A 15,502-nucleotide genomic window follows, 5' to 3' on the forward strand; every position below is an offset into this window, starting at 1 on the left:
TTTATGGCGGCAGGAAGTGATTTTCCTGCCGTCTTTTTTCATGGAGGTATCTTTATGGTAACCGATAATCCGTTTGTAAAATTATCTGCCGTGGATTTCAAGGATCATCTGGAAGTCAAGAAATCCGGCAACACAGAGTTGAAATATGTGAGCTGGGCCTATGCATGGGCGGAAGTGAAAAAGCTCTATCCTGCGGCAAGTTACGAGGTCAAAAAGTTCAACGGCCTGCCCTATGTCTATGACCCGATCACAGGCTTCATGGTATACACTACCGTTACCATTGAGGGCATTTCGCACGAAATGTGGCTTCCGGTTTTGGACAGTTCCAACAAAGCGATGAAAGCAGTTCCGTATACTTATACTACGCCAAAGTGGGATTACAACCCGCAGACCCGCCGCAGAGAGAAAATCGGCATGGAGGAACGTACAGTAGATGCTGCATCCATGTTTGATGTAAACAAGGCCATTATACGTTGCTTGGTCAAGAATCTTGCTATGTTTGGTCTGGGTTTGTATGTCTATGCCGGAGAGGATTTGCCGGATGATGTTGTGCAGCCTGTGGATGATTCCCAGAAGCCAACCAAACAGAAAGCTGCAACTACTCCCAAACCGGAACAGCCGCCAGTCCCTTGCATCTGCGCCCGCTGCAATCAGCCTATTAAACGGGTCAAGTTGAAAGATGGAACCATCATGCAGGCCGCAGAGTTTGCAGCCACCCATGAGGGAATGTGCGCAGACTGCTATAAGGCCACAAGGTTTAACGTAGCATAAGGAGATTTCAGGATGAAAGAAGCAAAAATCAAAGTCCTTGCGCTCCTGCCAATGGAGCCGCCCAAAGTGGTTGAATTGGATTATACCCTTGAAGCTATGCAGAAATTTGTGGGCGGTAACATCGAATGCCTGCCTCTGTGTGACCTCGGCGCAGAATTCACGTTGGTCTGCAATGATGAAGGCAAACTATTGGAATTGCCGCCGAACCGGATGCTCTGGGGCGGCGCAGATTATCTGGCTGGTTCTGGTTTCATCGCCGGAACAGACAGTGAGGGCAACATGACCTCACTGACAGCAGAAGAGATTGCTTACTATACCGAAAAATACCGGGCATTTTTAATTGCGCTTTAAGGAGGGCGCACACTATGACCCACGATGCTATGACCGAGCACTACGAAGAAATCACTGTCTGCGGCAAGCCCGCACTGTTCACCAGCATCCGCATCAAGAGGGATACCGTACCCGAAGGGCTGTATGCCTATGATGTCCGGCACGATGATGAATGCCGTGGTATCCCCTGCGAAATCGCACCTTTTATCATGGTCAACCAGTGGGGAACCATCATCTTGACTGAACCGCTGGAACTGCCGGACGATGGGCGGCGATATATTGACGAAGAAACTGACTGGAACTATGATCCATTCGGCGGAGCAGAGAAAAAACAGAAGCCCTGCACGACCGTGGCAGAATTTATGAATACATACATGACTCGCAGATAAGAGCAAGCGGTGTCACGACGCAGCACGCTTTTGAATTTGGCTGAAAGGGGGACGGCATATACCGTCCCGCGAAAAGTCAAATTCAAAGGTGGGCGAGGAGCGACACTTAGCTTGCTTGGAGTGTATTAAAAATGCCGTGCGATAATTGCGTATCAATTTTAGGCCAACATGGGCGATTTGCACGGTCAAATCGCCCGATTAAAGATGACGTTCGTCATCTTTGAGACGACGAGGAATTTTATGAGCATTTATGGCTATTGCAGAATTTCGACTGCAAAACAAAGCATCGACCGCCAGATACGAAACATCCAAGCGGAATATCCGACTGCCCATATCGTGCAGGAAGCCTATACCGGGACTTCGATAATGCGCCCGGAGTGGAACAAGCTGTATCGGATTTTGCAGGCGGGGGATATGGTAGTTTTTGATTCCGTGTCCCGAATGTCCAGAAATGCAGAGGAAGGATTTGCCCTATACGAAGACCTCTACCATAAGGGTATCTGTCTTGTATTTCTGAAAGAGCATCACATCGACACAGAAACCTACAAAAAGGCCCTGTCCGGCAGCATTGCCATGACAGGGACAAACGTGGACTTCATCTTAAAGGGCATCAATGAATATTTGATGGTTTTGGCAAAGGAGCAGATCAAGCTGGCATTTGAGCAGTCCGAAAAGGAGGTGGCCGACCTGCACCAGCGTACCCGTGAAGGACTGTTGACTGCCAAGCTAAACGGAAAACAGGTTGGCCACAGAAAAGGTGATGGGTTTGAAACCAAGAAAGCCAGAGAAGCCAAGCGGGTGATAAGCACGCACTGCAAAGCATTTGGCGGAACATTGGACGATGCCGAGTGCATGAAGCTTACAGGGCTGGCTCGCAATACCTATTATAAGTATAAGCGGCAGATTCGGGAGGAACAGGAAGCGGCAAAAAGTATGCGGCCGATGGAGTAATGCCTGCCAAGGAAAGAACATGACGGATCCTGAAAAGGAACCGTCATGTTCTTTTTTGATGAATTTACTGGTATTGGCTCATGTAGTGAATTAGATTCTGCTTGTAAATCTTTCGGATTTTTCCCATCTTGAAAGCAGGAATTTCGTTGCTATTCAGTAGACTCAGAAGGAGGCTCCTGTCAACATGCCTGATTTCGATTACGTCGCAATGTGAAGTGTCTGTTCGATTAAAAACAGAAAGCTGAAGGTATCTAGCCAACGGACCATTACAGAGAAACAATACTGCGTTGGACAGAGACTCGTCGATTGCCATCGTCGTTCCAGTCGGCAATAACGCGACTGATTGGATAAACATCATCAAGTCCTTTATCGACAGAAAGGTTTATTGTTTCCGAGAAAAACCAGTTTCTGGAAAAGGAGTATTGATGCTTTTCTGTTTTAATGATAACTGCCATATCAAAAGTGATAGCGTATTCATCATCGTTTACAATGACAGTATCGCTGACAATGGAGACTCCTGTTATTTTTTCATTAATTGGTACTGTTTTCCACGGTTCCTCACAAAACGGTTCGAATATAGTACCCGCTCTTTTGAAGATACAAGAAAAGCAAGAGACATCTTCAACTTCTGAAAAAAGAGAAAAGGGATGAACCTCGTTTCGAAGTTCTACAGAAAAATGCTCTGTATTAAGCTGTAGATTTCCATAAGCCGTTTGATTCATAATAGCTCCGTCATAACTGACGAAGGATTCACCAATGAGTTTCCTCAAGCAGTCAATCATTTCAGATGTGAATTTGGCCTGTACCATTGTGTTAGTCCTTTCTGATGAAATGGATTTTTTGCTTTTTGACTGGGGATTCAATGTTAACCGTTATATCTACAGCCGGACTATCAGGCGTAGAAGTTATGACCCGGTAGACAATCCGAGTGCCATCTTCAAAAACAGTTTGGACCCCCTTTCCGTTAGACAGCTGAGACTCTTTTCCGCCACAGCTAATAGTTTTGTAAAAGTCCACGGAGGTTTCAATGGGATTGTCACTTACAATCACACGATGGTTCTTTCCCTTTTCTCCAAAATATCCACTTGGATTCAGCGGATATTTTTTGGAAACTTTCTCTACATTTTTAGAAAAGGTACAGAAATCCGTTTTTGTATCACTGGGATTATATGTTCCTATGTACAGTCCGCCCTTTCCACCACCCATTAGCAATCACCTCCATGCATACGGCTCGTCCAATCTGGGAACGAAACAAACTTTGCATAGCGAAGGTAGTCGCCAAATACAGAATCAGGCATAGCACCGTACACAAGTACGACCTTCGGGTTCAAAGCATCCATCATCGCGTCGAGTCCAGCTTTGTATTCGTGCTTGTCTTCACGGCTGCTAATACAGCCATATGTTCCAAGGCACACAATGCTGTGCTTCGGAATACCAAGAAAAGCAATGCGTTCTGGAAAGTACCGGGTCGTATAGGTCAGTTCGTTGCCCCAGCGAACCAGCGGATAAACATTGCAGCCATTGCGCTGGTAATAGCTGCCAAGTGCTCTGCTACGGTAGAGATTCGCTACCTGAACAGCCAGTGGTGCGTCCCGATAGAGAGAACAATCAACCGGCAGCAGAAAGCGGAACCTTCTGAAATCTTCAACATAAGACGAGGGATTAATAAGAACCTTGGAAAATACAGGGTCTTTTTCAAAAAATCCAACGGCCTCATCGGTTCCAATCGCTTTCTCCCGCTTGGAAAATGGCGTGATGCCGGATGGAATTACGATTTCTGCCGGAGCATGAATAACAGGAATTTCGAGTTCTCCGTCAAACACCGCACCTGCAACCAACTCCGGGCTGCAACCATCATCAAGGTTTGCTTTACGCTTTACCATCATTATAACAGATACCTCCTATAATGTCTTGATTTAAGATAAAAATACATTTCGCTTTCACTCCAAAAAAGAAAGAGCCGCAGCAACATGTACGCAGAATCAGACACTGAAAATGTCTAGAAGTTCTGCAATATAGCACGTCACTGCGGCTTATTTGCAAGCAATATCATTTTCTCAAAGCATTAAGGTGGTGGCTTTCCACCGATTGTGACCGGAATATCTTCCTTTTTGGCAACACACTTATGCCAAACAGTAATTGGTTCCTCTAGCATCGCAGCTGTTTTAAGGATAAAACAGCGTTTTCCAATCGGACAACTTTTATTACAACGGTAGACAACTCCATTTGAATTCATAATGTTCTCCTCGATTTTCTATATAAGCGTGTTCGCTTAAACATAACACCTTGCTCTAAAATGAAGGGAGTCGAAACTCCCTGAGTTTTGATTAGGTTAAGTAAGCTGTTGTAGGCGGGACAATGAGCTGAAGATTCCTCAGCCGATACCTCATTGCCTGTCTGGATACCTGATAGACCTGGGCGATTTTCCGAATATAATCTTCCGTCCGATAATCTTCATGTGCTGGCCGATCAAATCCAGAAATCGAGCGCCACACGGTTGGAACCGTTTTCCTTGGCATAAGAAAATCTGCTGCACAGGTATTTGCTTGATACTCGATGTGATCCAGTGCGGTGACTAGTTTTTTCTTCTGCCCGAATAATGTGCACTTGGTCGTCTGGTGTACATAGTCAGGTGGTTCCCGCCGGAAACAGTCTTTGTGCAAAACCTGATGAAAAACTTCGTGCATCACCGTAAAACGTTCACGCCCAATATTGTTTCCCTCGGTCAAAGTGGCATCAATTAAAATCGTGCCCTTTTCAAGGTAGATCCTTTCGGGCTGAATCCCTTCATAAAGATGCGGTGCCGGAGAAACCCAGATATAGCCAGGGTTGAAAGCAGTCAATCCAAGGATCGCTTGATCCGGGCGGATGTACTTCCAATCGTAATCAACACCGAGGCATTCCTCGATCACACGGTACACATCATATTCTTTCGGCTTTTTCAGCAACTCCGGGTCAAACTTCTGAAGCAGCTGTTCTGCTGCGCGTTCCAGTTGTTCCGGTGAATAACGATAGTAAAACATCAGGTACTTTCGCCACGCTCCTTCTTTTCCATCATCTCGATCATCTTCTGCCAGAGATCATCCCCGGCATCCGTATCGCGCGCCATCCTGAGTGCAACACGGACCTGTTCGTTGCCCATGATGTACTCCGGGAGATCCGGAGAAACCGTGTTCTCCTTTGCATTCGCAGCAAGATCGAACATTTTATCCCGATCGTCTTCGGACAAATGTAGCGTTGTAGCAATTGCATAAAGTTTGTCCTTATCCGGTGGGTAACGGTGTCCCTTCTCAATGTCGCTCATATAGGCAGGCGCAATGCCGATTTCAGATGCGAGTCCCCGCAGCGTAATGCCACAGGCTATTCGTTTCTCCTTGATAAATGTCCCGAATTTTTCCTCCGTAGGCATAGGGCTTCCTCCTTTTGTTCAAAATCAGCGTGTTCGCTAATTTCTAACACCATTATACCCCATTTCTGCGCATTGTCAAGAGCATCGCACAAAAATTTTGGAAAGTTCTCTATCTGGAATGTATTCCTATCTGGACGAAAATAATGTATAATCGTTATGTAAAATGAGAGTTACTGTTCTATCCGTGACAGCATAAGAAGGAGATTATACCAATGGAAAACGCAAATTTCAATCAGCTGGTGTCGTTTGTATTCGGCATTGCCAATGACTGTCTGGTTGATGTTTACGATGTAGGCGACTACCGAAAAATTATTCTGCCGATGATCGTGTTACGCCGCTTTGACGCAGTTCTGGAACCGACAAAACAGGCCGTTCTTGCCATGAAACAAAAACTGGATGCCGCAGGCATTATGGAGCAGGATGTTGCATTGTGTTCCGTTGCACACGAGGCGTTCTGCAATAGTTCGCCTTTTACACTGTCCGATTTGAAATCCCGTACAAATCAGCAGCAGTTGAAGCAGGACTTCATTCTATATCTGGATGGATTCAGCAAAAATGTACAGGATATCATCACAAAATTTGAGTTTCGGAACCAGATTGATAAGCTTTCCGAGCATGACATTCTGGGGCTTTTGATTTCCAAGTTTGTTGACCCGTCCATTAACCTCAGCAGCCGTCCTGTGCTCAACCCGGATGGCAGTGTAAAACTGCCGGGATTGGATAACCACACGATGGGGACCGTGTTTGAAGAAGTTATCCGAAAATTCAATGAGGAAACGAATATCACCGATGCCGGACGTCATTTTACGCCCCGTGATATTGTGGAACTGATTGCTGATCTTGCCTTTGTGCCGATTGAAGATCAGATCAAGAGCACGACTTACCGCATTTACGATGGCGCTTGCGGCACCGGCGGTATGCTGACGGTTGCGGAAGAGCGCATTCAGAGGCTTTCCCAAAAGGCCGGTAAAAAAGTTTCCATCCATCTGTATGGTCAGGAGAATGCAGACGAAACCTACGCGATTGCGCGCGCCGATATGCTTGTTAAGGGTGAAGGCTCCCAGGCGAATAATATTTTCTTTGGCTCGACCATTTCTAATGATGGCTTTCCCGGAGAAACTTTCGATTTCTGCCTGTCAAACCCGCCGTTTGGTACGTCATGGAAAAAGGATCTGGCCGCATGGGGTTTTACCAAGAAAGATGATATCACGGACCCACGTTTTCAGGTCACCTATCGTGGGGAGGATTTTTCACTCCTGCCGGACATCGGCGACCCGCAGATGCTGTTTCTTGCAAACAATATCAGCAAAATGAAGCAGGATACCCCTTTGGGCAGCCGTATTGTAGAGGTGCACAACGGCTCTTCACTGTTTACCGGCAAGGCAGGGCAGGGGCCTTCCAATCTGCGTCAATATATCATCGAGCAGGATCTGTTGGAAGCTATCGTGGCGCTGCCGGAGAAGATGTTCTACAATACCGGCATTGGCACCTATCTCTGGGTGCTTTCCAACAAAAAGAGTGCTCAGCGTAAAGGTAAGGTGCAACTGATCGATGCAACCACCATGAAAGCTCCTCTGCGCAAGAACCTTGGTGAGAAAAACGGCGAAGTCAATGCTGCACTGCGCAAAAAGATTCTGGACCTGTATCTTGCATTTGACAAGGCAGACCCGGAATACAGTAAGGTTTTTGAAAATCACGAATTCGGTTATTGGCAGGTGACAATGCAGCAGCCAAAGCGCGATGAAAACGGCAAGATCCTGCTGGACAAAAAGGGCAATCCTGTCATTGACAAGGAGCGCAGCGGTGACACCGAGATCATTCCTTTTACCTACGAGGGCGGGATCGATGCCTTTATTCAGAACGAAGTACACCCCTATGCGCCGGATGCGTTTGTGAAACCGGGCAGTGAAAAAGTGGGCTACGAGCTGAGCTTTACCAAATATTTCTATAAGCCGGTGCAGCTGCGGACGCTGGACGAAATCGCAGCGGATATTCGCGCGATTGAGAAGGAAACCGACGGCCTTCTGGACGAGATCATTGGAGGCTGAGATGAGATACGAAAAATATAAAAAATCAATCTCTCCCTTTTTGGAAGAAATTCCATTTCACTGGAAAGAAACTTATCTATCGCATGCATATAGTTTGTCTAGCGATACAGGACATACTGAAGAGCAACTTTTATCTGTTTTTTTGGATAAGGGCGTTGTAAGTTATTCGAGTACAGATCAAAAGCAGGTTCATAAGCCAAGCGAAGATATGTCTAAATACCAGCTAGTAAATCCAGGAGACTTTGTTATTAACAATCAGCAGGCGTGGCGCGGTTCTGTTGGGATTTCACGTTACAAAGGTATTGTCAGTCCAGCATATTATATTTGGAGACCGAGGAAAGATAACAATCCGTATTATATGAATTATCTATTTCGTGACCACTACATTATAGATCAATTCGTTTTGGCCTCGAAGGGCGTTGGCTCGATTCAGCGTCAGGTCTATGTTCCGTACATGAAACGTATAATTCTCTCCATCCCTCCTCGCGAGGAGCAGAACCAGATTGTGCGGTATCTAGACTGGCAGGTGTCCAAAATCAACAAGCTGATTCACGGCTACCAACGGCAGATCAAATTGCTGGAAGAGCGGCGGCAGACTGTCATTGACCGAGCGGTAACAAAGGGCGTTCGGCATGGTCGTCAAATGCAGAGCATGCAGGCAAACTGGATGGGAGATATTCCTGCCGATTGGAAAATGATTCCGTCAAAACGGCTGTTCCTTGAAAGTAAGGAGCGCAAGCATCCGGATGATAAACCCGCAACTGCAAGTCAAAAATACGGAATTATTTTGCAGGAAGACTACATGAAGAGCGAAAACAAGCGCATTGTGATTGCGACGCAAGGGCTTGATGACTGGAAGCATGTAGAACCAGACAATTTTGTGATTAGCTTGCGTAGCTTTCAAGGTGGCATCGAGCGAAGTGAAATTTTTGGATGTGTGACATGGCACTATATCGTCCTATTGCCGCAGAAATATGTGGTGCCAAGATACTTCAAGTGGTTACTGAAATCCAAGAGTTATATCAAAGCTCTTCAAGGCACTTCTGAATTTATTCGCGATGGACAGGATTTGCGCTATTCAAATTTTGTAAAAGTTGATTTGCCGTTGATTCCCACCAGTGAACAGGAAGAGATTGCAGATTATATTGAACAGGAAACCGCTAAAATCGACCGCGCGGTTCCTGTTCTGGAAAAAGAGATTGAACTCCTCAAAGAATACTGCACTCGTTTGATTTCCGATGTGGTCACCGGGCAGATGGACGTGCGCAATGTTGAGGTGCCGGAGTATACGCCGGAAGAAGATATTGCAGAGGAGGCTCCGGAAGAACAGGAGGTGGAGATGGATGCCGACTAATGTAAAAGAAAACGGCTTTGAATCGTCGATTGTGAGCTGGCTTGTGCAGCACAACGGCTACGAGCAGGGCTCCAATGCGGATTACAATAAAGAAATCGCGATGGATGAAACACGTCTGTTTCGTTTTCTGAATACCACGCAGGCGGACAAAATGAAGCAGCTGCGTCTGGAAAACGACCCTCTGGAAAAGGAAAAATTCTTGCAGCGGCTGGATCAAAGTCTCCATACCAATGGCGTGATCGACCTGCTGCGCAAGGGGTTCCGTTATAAGCACTTGGTATTGGATATGTTTTATGTGCGTCCGTCTCCCGGCAATGAAACTGCCGCCAAACTCTACGCACAGAATATTTTCAGTGTGACCCGGCAGCTCCAGTATTCCCGCCAGAATCCACTGCTGGCACTGGATGTATGCCTGTTTCTGAATGGCTTGCCCATCGCTACCATGGAGCTGAAGAATCAGCTTACGAAGCAGAATGCAGCGGATGCTGTAAAGCAGTATAAAGATGAACGCACTCCGGATGAAGTTCTTTTTGGCTTTAAGCGGTGTATCGTTCACTTTGCTGTAGATGACAATGAAGTGCGGATGTGCACCGAGCTTAAAGGGCAAAAGTCGTGGTTCCTGCCGTTCAATAAAGGTTACAACGATGGTGCGGGCAATCCACCGAATCCGGACGGCATAAAGACAGATTATCTCTGGAAAGAAATCCTTCGCAAAGATGATTTCTCCAACATCATTGAAAATTATGTGCAGATCATTTGCGATGAGGATGAAGAAACGCATAAAAAGAGCTACAAGCAGATATTTCCGCGCTATCACCAGCTGCAACTGGTTACTTCTCTGCTGGCGGATGCCAAGCGAGATGGAGTTGGAAAGCGATACCTGATCCAGCACAGTGCGGGCTCTGGAAAGTCTAATTCCATTGCATGGCTGGCGCACCAGCTGGTTACGTTGAAAGACGCAACCGACCACAATATTTTTGATACTGTGATCGTTGTTACGGATCGCGTTAATCTGGACAAGCAGATTCGGAATACGATCCGGCAGTTTATGCAGGTTTCCTCTACAGTCGGCTGGGCCAAGGACTCATCGGAACTTGGAACACTGCTGGAAAAAGGTACAAAGATCATCATCACCATTGTACATAAGTTCCAGTTCATTCTGGAGGATATCTCCAAGCTCCACACCAACCGGAGCTTTGCAATCTTGATCGACGAAGCTCATTCCAGTCAGAATGGCGACCTTTCCACAAAAATGAACATCGTTCTGTCCGGAAGCGAGTACGACAATGACGATCTTCTGGAAGATAAGATCAACACCCTGATCGATGGCAAAAAGCTTGCAAAAAATGCCAGCTATTTTGCTTTTACTGCCACGCCCAAAAATAAAACGCTGGAAGTGTTTGGCCGGGAAGAAATTCAGCCGGACGGAAGTAAGCGTTTTTTTCCGCATTATGTCTACACGATGAAGCAGGCTATTGAGGAGCACTTCATCATGGATGTCTTACGCTATTATACTCCGATCCAGAGCTTTTATAAGCTCTCCAAAACGGTTGAGGATGATCCGCTCTTTGATAAAAAGAAGGCGCAGCGGTTGCTCCGCTATTATGTGGAATCCAATCAATATGCAATCGAGCAGAAGGCGGGCATCATTGTAGAGCATTTCCACACAGAAGTGATTGGTCGTGGAAAAATTGGCGGTCGAGCCCGTGCCATGGTGATTACCAGTGGAATCCCGCGCGCCATCGAATACTATAAAGCAATCAATGCTCTTCTGGAACAGCGTAAAAGTCCTTATAAGACGATCATTGCCTTCTCTGGCACAACCAAGTATGAGGGCAGGGAAGTTACCGAAGCGGATCTGAATGGTTTTACAAGCTCCAAAATCGAGCGTACCTTTAAGAAAGACCCTTACCGGATTCTGATTGTTGCGAATAAGTTTCAGACCGGTTTTGATGAACCTTTGCTGCATACGATGTATGTGGATAAGGGGCTTTCTGATATTAAAGCAGTTCAGACACTTTCCCGTCTGAACCGCAGTGCACCAGATAAAAATGATACGTTTATTCTGGATTTTGTAAACGATCCGGGTGTGATTAAAGCAGCTTTTGATAAATACTACAAAACAACGATTCTGTCTGGCGAAACAGATGTCAATAAACTGAACGATCAGATTTCGGAAATGGAATCGCTTCAGGTTTACACCCACGAGGATGTGGATTCCTTTGTCGAGGCATATTTGGATAATGCGCCTCGTGAGGAACTTGATCCGATTTTGGACAGATGTACAGAAAACTACAAAGAGCTAATCCCGGAAGAACAGATTCTCTTCAAATCCAATGCCAAAGGATTTGTTCGGACATACAATTTTCTCTCGGCGATTTTGCCCTACGGTAGCGTAGAGTGGGAAAAGCTGTCGATTTTCCTGAAGCTGCTGATCGGCAAACTTCCGTCTCCCGCTGAAGATGACAATATCAGCGGTCTACTGGAAGATATTGATCTGGAAAGCTATCGTGCAGTGGCACAGGATACCATGCGGATTCAGCTGGACAATGAAAATGGTGAATTGAATCCGATCCCCGTCAGCAGGGATGTTGGTATTTCGGTGCCAGAGCTTGATCCTCTGACGCAGATTCTGAAGGAATTCCATGATGCGTTTGGAGGCATTGACTGGACAGACGAAGATAAAGTGAAAAAGCAGGTTGCTGATCTGCCCGCCATCGTCAGTAAAGACGAAGCCTATCAGAATGCTATAAAAAACTCAGATGCACAGAATGCTCGTGTTGAAAGCGACCGTGCAACGATGCAGGCGATTCTCGATTCCATGAGTACGACGATTGAACTGTACAAGGCAGTGAACGAAAACCCGGCACTCTGTAAGTGGATTCAGGATATGGTTTTTGCCAACACGTATCAGACTTCGCCGCCTGCCAAAGAAGATCAGCCTGATTTCGATTGAAACACCAAAAGATATGTGATAAAATCAACTTATGATAGGGGATTATGCCCATCGCCGGGTGCTCGGCCTATCAATTTGCATGAAATCTGGATTTTGGAAGGAAGCAGCTATGCGTATTGACAATCTGACCTTGAAGAATTTCAGGAACTTTGAAAATGCCGAGATTCCGCTGAATCCTAAAATGAATATTGTGATCGGCAACAATGGCAGTGGAAAAAGTTCTCTGCTTATGGGGGCATTGACCGCTGCCAGCACTTTCTTCCTTGGAATTGACTATGCTTCTCCTCGCAGTATCAAAACGGAAGACGTTCGCCATGTGGCGTATGAAACCAATAAAATTTATCAGCAGCGCGAAGTTTATCCGGTTGAGGTGTCCTGTCAGGGTGTTATAAACGGTAATGCTTGTACATGGTCTCGCTCTCTGAGTGGACCAAAATCCAACACTACCTATGGTGCTGCATCGGATCTGAAAAAAATTGCATCTGAACTTCAAAAAGAAGCAGCAATTCCTTCTTCGCAAACGGTACTTCCGCTCATTGCTTACTATGGTACGGGCCGCCTGTGGGCACAAAAGCAGGCGAAACAGAAGGAAAAACAGAAGCTGAAGTCCCGCTTTGAAGGTTATCAGGACTGCATCGCTGAGCAGGCTACGGACAAGCAGCTTATGGAGTGGTTCAGTGACATGACCCTCCTTGTCAGTCAGGAAGGACCTATTCCGCAGGTGAGTGCGGTTCAGCGGGCGTTGGAACGCTGCTTTGCGGATTTGATCGACCACGATGAAACGCAGCATGTTAAGGTGGAATATCGTCAGAGATATCGGGCGATTGTTGTTGAATACGTTAATCGGAATGGCGAACATGAGCTTCATCCGATGTCTGAGATGAGCGATGGATACCGGTCTGTGCTGAATATGGTAGCAGATATTGCGCACCGGATGGCTGTTTTGAATCCTCAGCTCGGCGATTCTGTTTTGGAAACACCTGGTATCATCATCATTGATGAGATTGAATTACACTTGCACCCCGGCTGGCAAAAGCGAATCCTGAATGATTTGACAACGGTTTTTCCCAATATTCAGTTTATTGTATCCACGCATTCTCCGGAAGTGATTACTTCCTATAAGGATGCAAATCTTATTCTGCTGAAACACGAGGGCAGTGCAACACAAATCGATTCTGCCTACGGCAAGGATGTAAACACTGTTCTGCGAAGTATCTTGCTGGTTGGGGATCGTCCGATTGAAATTGAAAAGCTGTTTGATAAATTCTCGGAGCTTCTCCATAAGGAGGATTATGCAAAGGCCAAAGAGGTTCTGGAAAATCTGGAACAGATTTTGGGATATAATGATCCGTCCGTCTATGATGCCAGAAACAGTCTGGAAATTGAGCAAATGGAGTGGCCGGAATGAGGTATATCAAAAAGTCAGAGATTGAACCGCGAGATTTGCGAGAGTATAAAAAGAACTGCCGCAAAGCATCCCCGCCGTTAAAAATTACTTATAAAGATATGCCAAAGGACGGTACACGGCAGCAGTTGGCACGCGACCAAGGTTATCTTTGCGCATATTGTATGCGCCGCATTAGTCTCGATCCGGCGGACCAACTCAACTATCTGAATATTGAACACCTTGACCCGCAAAATCAGTTGCCGGATGAGGCAACTACAGATTTTTCAAATCTTCTGGGCGTGTGTCCCGGAAATCGGAGTTCTACGGAAAATGCAAAAAAGACTTGCGATGCCTACCGTGGAATCTTGGAAGAAGATCAGCAGACAATGCGCTTGAATCCGCTGGATGAAGCTCAGATGGATACAATCTTCTACCAAAGAAATGGTGAGATAGGATCAACCGACACGGAACTTAACAAGGAGCTTTCCGACAAGCTCAACCTGAACAGTGAAGCGGCCTACTTACCGCAAAATCGTGAAACCGCTTACAGTCAGTTGGTAAGATTTCTGAAAGCCAAAAAGCCCATAGGTGAATGGTCAAAGCCATTTCTTCAGCAGGCATGGCAGTTGTTTTGTACGCCGGACAAAACAGGGGCCTATCGGGAATATGTTGGGGTCTATGAATACTGGCTCAAGCATTGGATGAAGAAGTGATTTCGTGCTAAGTGTTAGGCTTATGTGCCGCTGCTTGACGCACAACGTCTGCTGCTAGGTTCAATATCATGTGTTTTATAGCCTGCTTAAAATGCAAACAACGTACCACCGTAAATCCGAATGCCCTGCAATTTTGGCTGCTGCTCAGGCTGCGATCAAGACCCCCGCAAGTGATTGCGTGAGGGCTTGAGAAAGCACAAATAATGCAAGTGAACCGCCCCGGTTTCCGTAACAGGAGATCGGGGCGGTTTTTATATCATGGATTATATTTATTTTACATATTTACACAAAAAGATTTGAAAAGAAGCGGAGGCGGTGACTGGTTGAAAATTTAAGAGCGACTGAGTATAATAAAACTGTAAAATGCTTTATTTAGGAAAAGAGGTCTGTATGGCAAAGTTTGTACCATTTATTATAAAAACAGACGGCAGTCAGAATATCAGTGTGAAAATCGTGCGCATGAAAAAGTCTGATGCGGTACAGACTGAAAAAGAACCCGTCTGGCAAACAAGCTGGTTGTCAGATTATATTCAGGATGATGCCTTTGAAAAGTATGCCTTAAAGACGGGTAATGGCGAATTGGTTGCGCTGGCTGCATACGAAATATTGGAAAATGACGTGATGGTTCATATTACCTACATTGAGAGCCAGCCGGAAAGCAATCCGACAATTGTCGGGCATTCTAAAAAGTATCAGGGCATTGGCCGGGTGTTGATTGCGTACGGAATCAAGCTGTCGATTGACCATGAATGCGGCGGGACGGTTACGTTCGAGGCAAAGGTTCCGGAGCTGGCAGAGCATTATGTCCGGGACTATGGAGCTTGTCCATTGCCGAGTTTTGGTGGAGCACCGCGTTATGAACTTTCTGGTGAGGCAGCAATGAACATCTTTGTAACTTACTTGAAATGAGGTGTGTTTGATGAGTGCAAAAGAATATTTTCAGCGTGATGCAGAGCGAGAGACATTTTATCGCACATTTTATCAAATTTGCAGACGCTTTAATGTCACATGGTCAACAGCAACGCCGGAAGTCCGAGCTTTTATTGAGGAAGTTACCCGTGTGACTTATGAACAGGAAAAAGCAAAGCGTAACGGAGTTTCTCTTAGTACAGTGAAGCCGTTCTTTGGAGATACAGCGTGTTAAAGAAACGGCAGAACACTGTTCCGAACGCCCTGTAATTTTAGCACCCGCTC

At 46.0% G+C, this 15,502-nt stretch carries 17 protein-coding genes; 11 read left to right on the forward strand and 6 right to left on the reverse strand.

Features of this window, described 5'->3' with window-relative positions:
• Nucleotides 1–54: 54 nt before the first annotated feature.
• The 4 genes from MTP40_RS01140 to MTP40_RS01155 all read left to right on the forward strand — a co-directional run bounded on the left by MTP40_RS01140 (nucleotide 55) and on the right by MTP40_RS01155 (nucleotide 2,441).
• Nucleotides 55–771, forward strand: a complete 717-nt coding sequence (locus MTP40_RS01140; RefSeq protein ID WP_249259680.1) for a Sak single strand annealing protein — start codon at nucleotides 55–57, stop codon at nucleotides 769–771.
• Nucleotides 772–783: 12 nt separating this feature from the next.
• Nucleotides 784–1,122: a DUF3846 domain-containing protein gene (locus MTP40_RS01145; RefSeq protein ID WP_156074440.1), complete on the forward strand. Its 339-nt coding sequence runs from the start codon at nucleotides 784–786 to the stop codon at nucleotides 1,120–1,122.
• A gap of 14 nt (nucleotides 1,123–1,136) precedes the next feature.
• Nucleotides 1,137–1,490 (forward strand): LPD28 domain-containing protein, encoded by a 354-nt coding sequence (locus MTP40_RS01150; RefSeq protein ID WP_156074442.1) that lies wholly within the window; start codon nucleotides 1,137–1,139, stop codon nucleotides 1,488–1,490.
• A gap of 240 nt (nucleotides 1,491–1,730) precedes the next feature.
• Complete coding sequence (locus tag MTP40_RS01155; protein WP_197039565.1) at nucleotides 1,731–2,441, forward strand: recombinase family protein; 711 nt, start codon at nucleotides 1,731–1,733, stop codon at nucleotides 2,439–2,441.
• 266 nt (nucleotides 2,442–2,707) lie between these two features.
• Here the strand turns inward: MTP40_RS01155 and MTP40_RS01160 are convergent, their stop codons facing one another.
• The 6 genes from MTP40_RS01160 to MTP40_RS01185 all read right to left on the reverse strand — a co-directional run bounded on the left by MTP40_RS01160 (nucleotide 2,708) and on the right by MTP40_RS01185 (nucleotide 5,850).
• Nucleotides 2,708–3,250 (reverse strand): hypothetical protein, encoded by a 543-nt coding sequence (locus MTP40_RS01160; RefSeq protein WP_156074444.1) that lies wholly within the window; start codon nucleotides 3,248–3,250, stop codon nucleotides 2,708–2,710.
• Between the two features lie 4 nt (nucleotides 3,251–3,254).
• On the reverse strand, nucleotides 3,255–3,647 hold the full coding sequence (locus MTP40_RS01165) for a hypothetical protein (RefSeq protein ID WP_156074446.1): 393 nt from the start codon (nucleotides 3,645–3,647) through the stop codon (nucleotides 3,255–3,257).
• Nucleotides 3,647–4,327, reverse strand: a complete 681-nt coding sequence (locus tag MTP40_RS01170) for a DUF4417 domain-containing protein (protein WP_156074448.1) — start codon at nucleotides 4,325–4,327, stop codon at nucleotides 3,647–3,649. The genes MTP40_RS01165 and MTP40_RS01170 overlap by 1 nt, the downstream gene beginning before the upstream one ends.
• 179 nt (nucleotides 4,328–4,506) lie before the next feature.
• Nucleotides 4,507–4,677, reverse strand: a complete 171-nt coding sequence (locus MTP40_RS01175) for a hypothetical protein (protein ID WP_156074450.1) — start codon at nucleotides 4,675–4,677, stop codon at nucleotides 4,507–4,509.
• A 91-nt stretch (nucleotides 4,678–4,768) separates the two neighbouring features.
• Complete coding sequence (locus tag MTP40_RS01180) at nucleotides 4,769–5,464, reverse strand: ImmA/IrrE family metallo-endopeptidase (protein ID WP_156074451.1); 696 nt, start codon at nucleotides 5,462–5,464, stop codon at nucleotides 4,769–4,771.
• Nucleotides 5,464–5,850: a helix-turn-helix domain-containing protein gene (locus MTP40_RS01185; protein ID WP_156074453.1), complete on the reverse strand. Its 387-nt coding sequence runs from the start codon at nucleotides 5,848–5,850 to the stop codon at nucleotides 5,464–5,466. The genes MTP40_RS01180 and MTP40_RS01185 overlap by 1 nt, the downstream gene beginning before the upstream one ends.
• Before the next feature lie 212 nt (nucleotides 5,851–6,062).
• Here MTP40_RS01185 and MTP40_RS01190 point away from each other — a divergent pair, with 212 nt between their 5' ends.
• The 7 genes from MTP40_RS01190 to MTP40_RS01220 all read left to right on the forward strand — a co-directional run bounded on the left by MTP40_RS01190 (nucleotide 6,063) and on the right by MTP40_RS01220 (nucleotide 15,452).
• Nucleotides 6,063–7,898 carry a type I restriction-modification system subunit M gene (locus MTP40_RS01190; protein ID WP_207685109.1) on the forward strand — a complete coding sequence of 612 codons (1,836 nt, stop codon included), beginning with the start codon at nucleotides 6,063–6,065 and terminating at the stop codon, nucleotides 7,896–7,898.
• Between the two features lies 1 nt (nucleotide 7,899).
• The gene (locus tag MTP40_RS01195; protein ID WP_156074457.1) at nucleotides 7,900–9,252 is read left to right on the forward strand and encodes a restriction endonuclease subunit S; all 1,353 of its coding nucleotides are present in this window, start codon (nucleotides 7,900–7,902) and stop codon (nucleotides 9,250–9,252) included.
• A complete protein-coding gene (locus MTP40_RS01200; protein WP_156074459.1) occupies nucleotides 9,242–12,208 on the forward strand; it encodes a type I restriction endonuclease subunit R in 2,967 nt (988 codons plus the stop codon). The genes MTP40_RS01195 and MTP40_RS01200 overlap by 11 nt, the downstream gene beginning before the upstream one ends.
• 109 nt (nucleotides 12,209–12,317) lie before the next feature.
• Nucleotides 12,318–13,616, forward strand: coding sequence for an AAA family ATPase (locus tag MTP40_RS01205; RefSeq protein ID WP_207685108.1), 1,299 nt, complete (start codon nucleotides 12,318–12,320; stop codon nucleotides 13,614–13,616).
• Nucleotides 13,613–14,308: a hypothetical protein gene (locus tag MTP40_RS01210; protein WP_156074462.1), complete on the forward strand. Its 696-nt coding sequence runs from the start codon at nucleotides 13,613–13,615 to the stop codon at nucleotides 14,306–14,308. The genes MTP40_RS01205 and MTP40_RS01210 overlap by 4 nt, the downstream gene beginning before the upstream one ends.
• Before the next feature lie 390 nt (nucleotides 14,309–14,698).
• Nucleotides 14,699–15,217: a hypothetical protein gene (locus tag MTP40_RS01215; RefSeq protein WP_097770215.1), complete on the forward strand. Its 519-nt coding sequence runs from the start codon at nucleotides 14,699–14,701 to the stop codon at nucleotides 15,215–15,217.
• Nucleotides 15,218–15,227: 10 nt separating this feature from the next.
• Nucleotides 15,228–15,452: a hypothetical protein gene (locus MTP40_RS01220; protein WP_128118643.1), complete on the forward strand. Its 225-nt coding sequence runs from the start codon at nucleotides 15,228–15,230 to the stop codon at nucleotides 15,450–15,452.
• Nucleotides 15,453–15,502: the final 50 nt, after the last annotated feature.

The organism is Faecalibacterium sp. IP-3-29, assembly GCF_023347335.1.
Taxonomy (GTDB): Bacteria; Bacillota; Clostridia; order Oscillospirales; family Ruminococcaceae; genus Faecalibacterium; species Faecalibacterium duncaniae.

Excerpts from the sequence above, each read along its gene's own strand:
- MTP40_RS01140 (WP_249259680.1), top strand. The coding sequence starts at position 55 with ATGGTAACCGATAATCCGTTTGTAAAATTATCTGCCGTGGATTTCAAG.
- MTP40_RS01145 (WP_156074440.1), top strand. The coding sequence starts at position 784 with ATGAAAGAAGCAAAAATCAAAGTCCTTGCGCTCCTGCCAATGGAGCCG.
- MTP40_RS01150 (WP_156074442.1), top strand. The coding sequence starts at position 1,137 with ATGACCCACGATGCTATGACCGAGCACTACGAAGAAATCACTGTCTGC.
- MTP40_RS01155 (WP_197039565.1), top strand. The coding sequence starts at position 1,731 with ATGAGCATTTATGGCTATTGCAGAATTTCGACTGCAAAACAAAGCATC.
- MTP40_RS01160 (WP_156074444.1), bottom strand. The coding sequence starts at position 3,250 with ATGGTACAGGCCAAATTCACATCTGAAATGATTGACTGCTTGAGGAAA.
- MTP40_RS01165 (WP_156074446.1), bottom strand. The coding sequence starts at position 3,647 with ATGGGTGGTGGAAAGGGCGGACTGTACATAGGAACATATAATCCCAGT.
- MTP40_RS01170 (WP_156074448.1), bottom strand. The coding sequence starts at position 4,327 with ATGATGGTAAAGCGTAAAGCAAACCTTGATGATGGTTGCAGCCCGGAG.
- MTP40_RS01175 (WP_156074450.1), bottom strand. The coding sequence starts at position 4,677 with ATGAATTCAAATGGAGTTGTCTACCGTTGTAATAAAAGTTGTCCGATT.
- MTP40_RS01180 (WP_156074451.1), bottom strand. The coding sequence starts at position 5,464 with ATGTTTTACTATCGTTATTCACCGGAACAACTGGAACGCGCAGCAGAA.
- MTP40_RS01185 (WP_156074453.1), bottom strand. The coding sequence starts at position 5,850 with ATGCCTACGGAGGAAAAATTCGGGACATTTATCAAGGAGAAACGAATA.
- MTP40_RS01190 (WP_207685109.1), top strand. The coding sequence starts at position 6,063 with ATGGAAAACGCAAATTTCAATCAGCTGGTGTCGTTTGTATTCGGCATT.
- MTP40_RS01195 (WP_156074457.1), top strand. The coding sequence starts at position 7,900 with ATGAGATACGAAAAATATAAAAAATCAATCTCTCCCTTTTTGGAAGAA.
- MTP40_RS01200 (WP_156074459.1), top strand. The coding sequence starts at position 9,242 with ATGCCGACTAATGTAAAAGAAAACGGCTTTGAATCGTCGATTGTGAGC.
- MTP40_RS01205 (WP_207685108.1), top strand. The coding sequence starts at position 12,318 with ATGCGTATTGACAATCTGACCTTGAAGAATTTCAGGAACTTTGAAAAT.
- MTP40_RS01210 (WP_156074462.1), top strand. The coding sequence starts at position 13,613 with ATGAGGTATATCAAAAAGTCAGAGATTGAACCGCGAGATTTGCGAGAG.
- MTP40_RS01215 (WP_097770215.1), top strand. The coding sequence starts at position 14,699 with ATGGCAAAGTTTGTACCATTTATTATAAAAACAGACGGCAGTCAGAAT.
- MTP40_RS01220 (WP_128118643.1), top strand. The coding sequence starts at position 15,228 with ATGAGTGCAAAAGAATATTTTCAGCGTGATGCAGAGCGAGAGACATTT.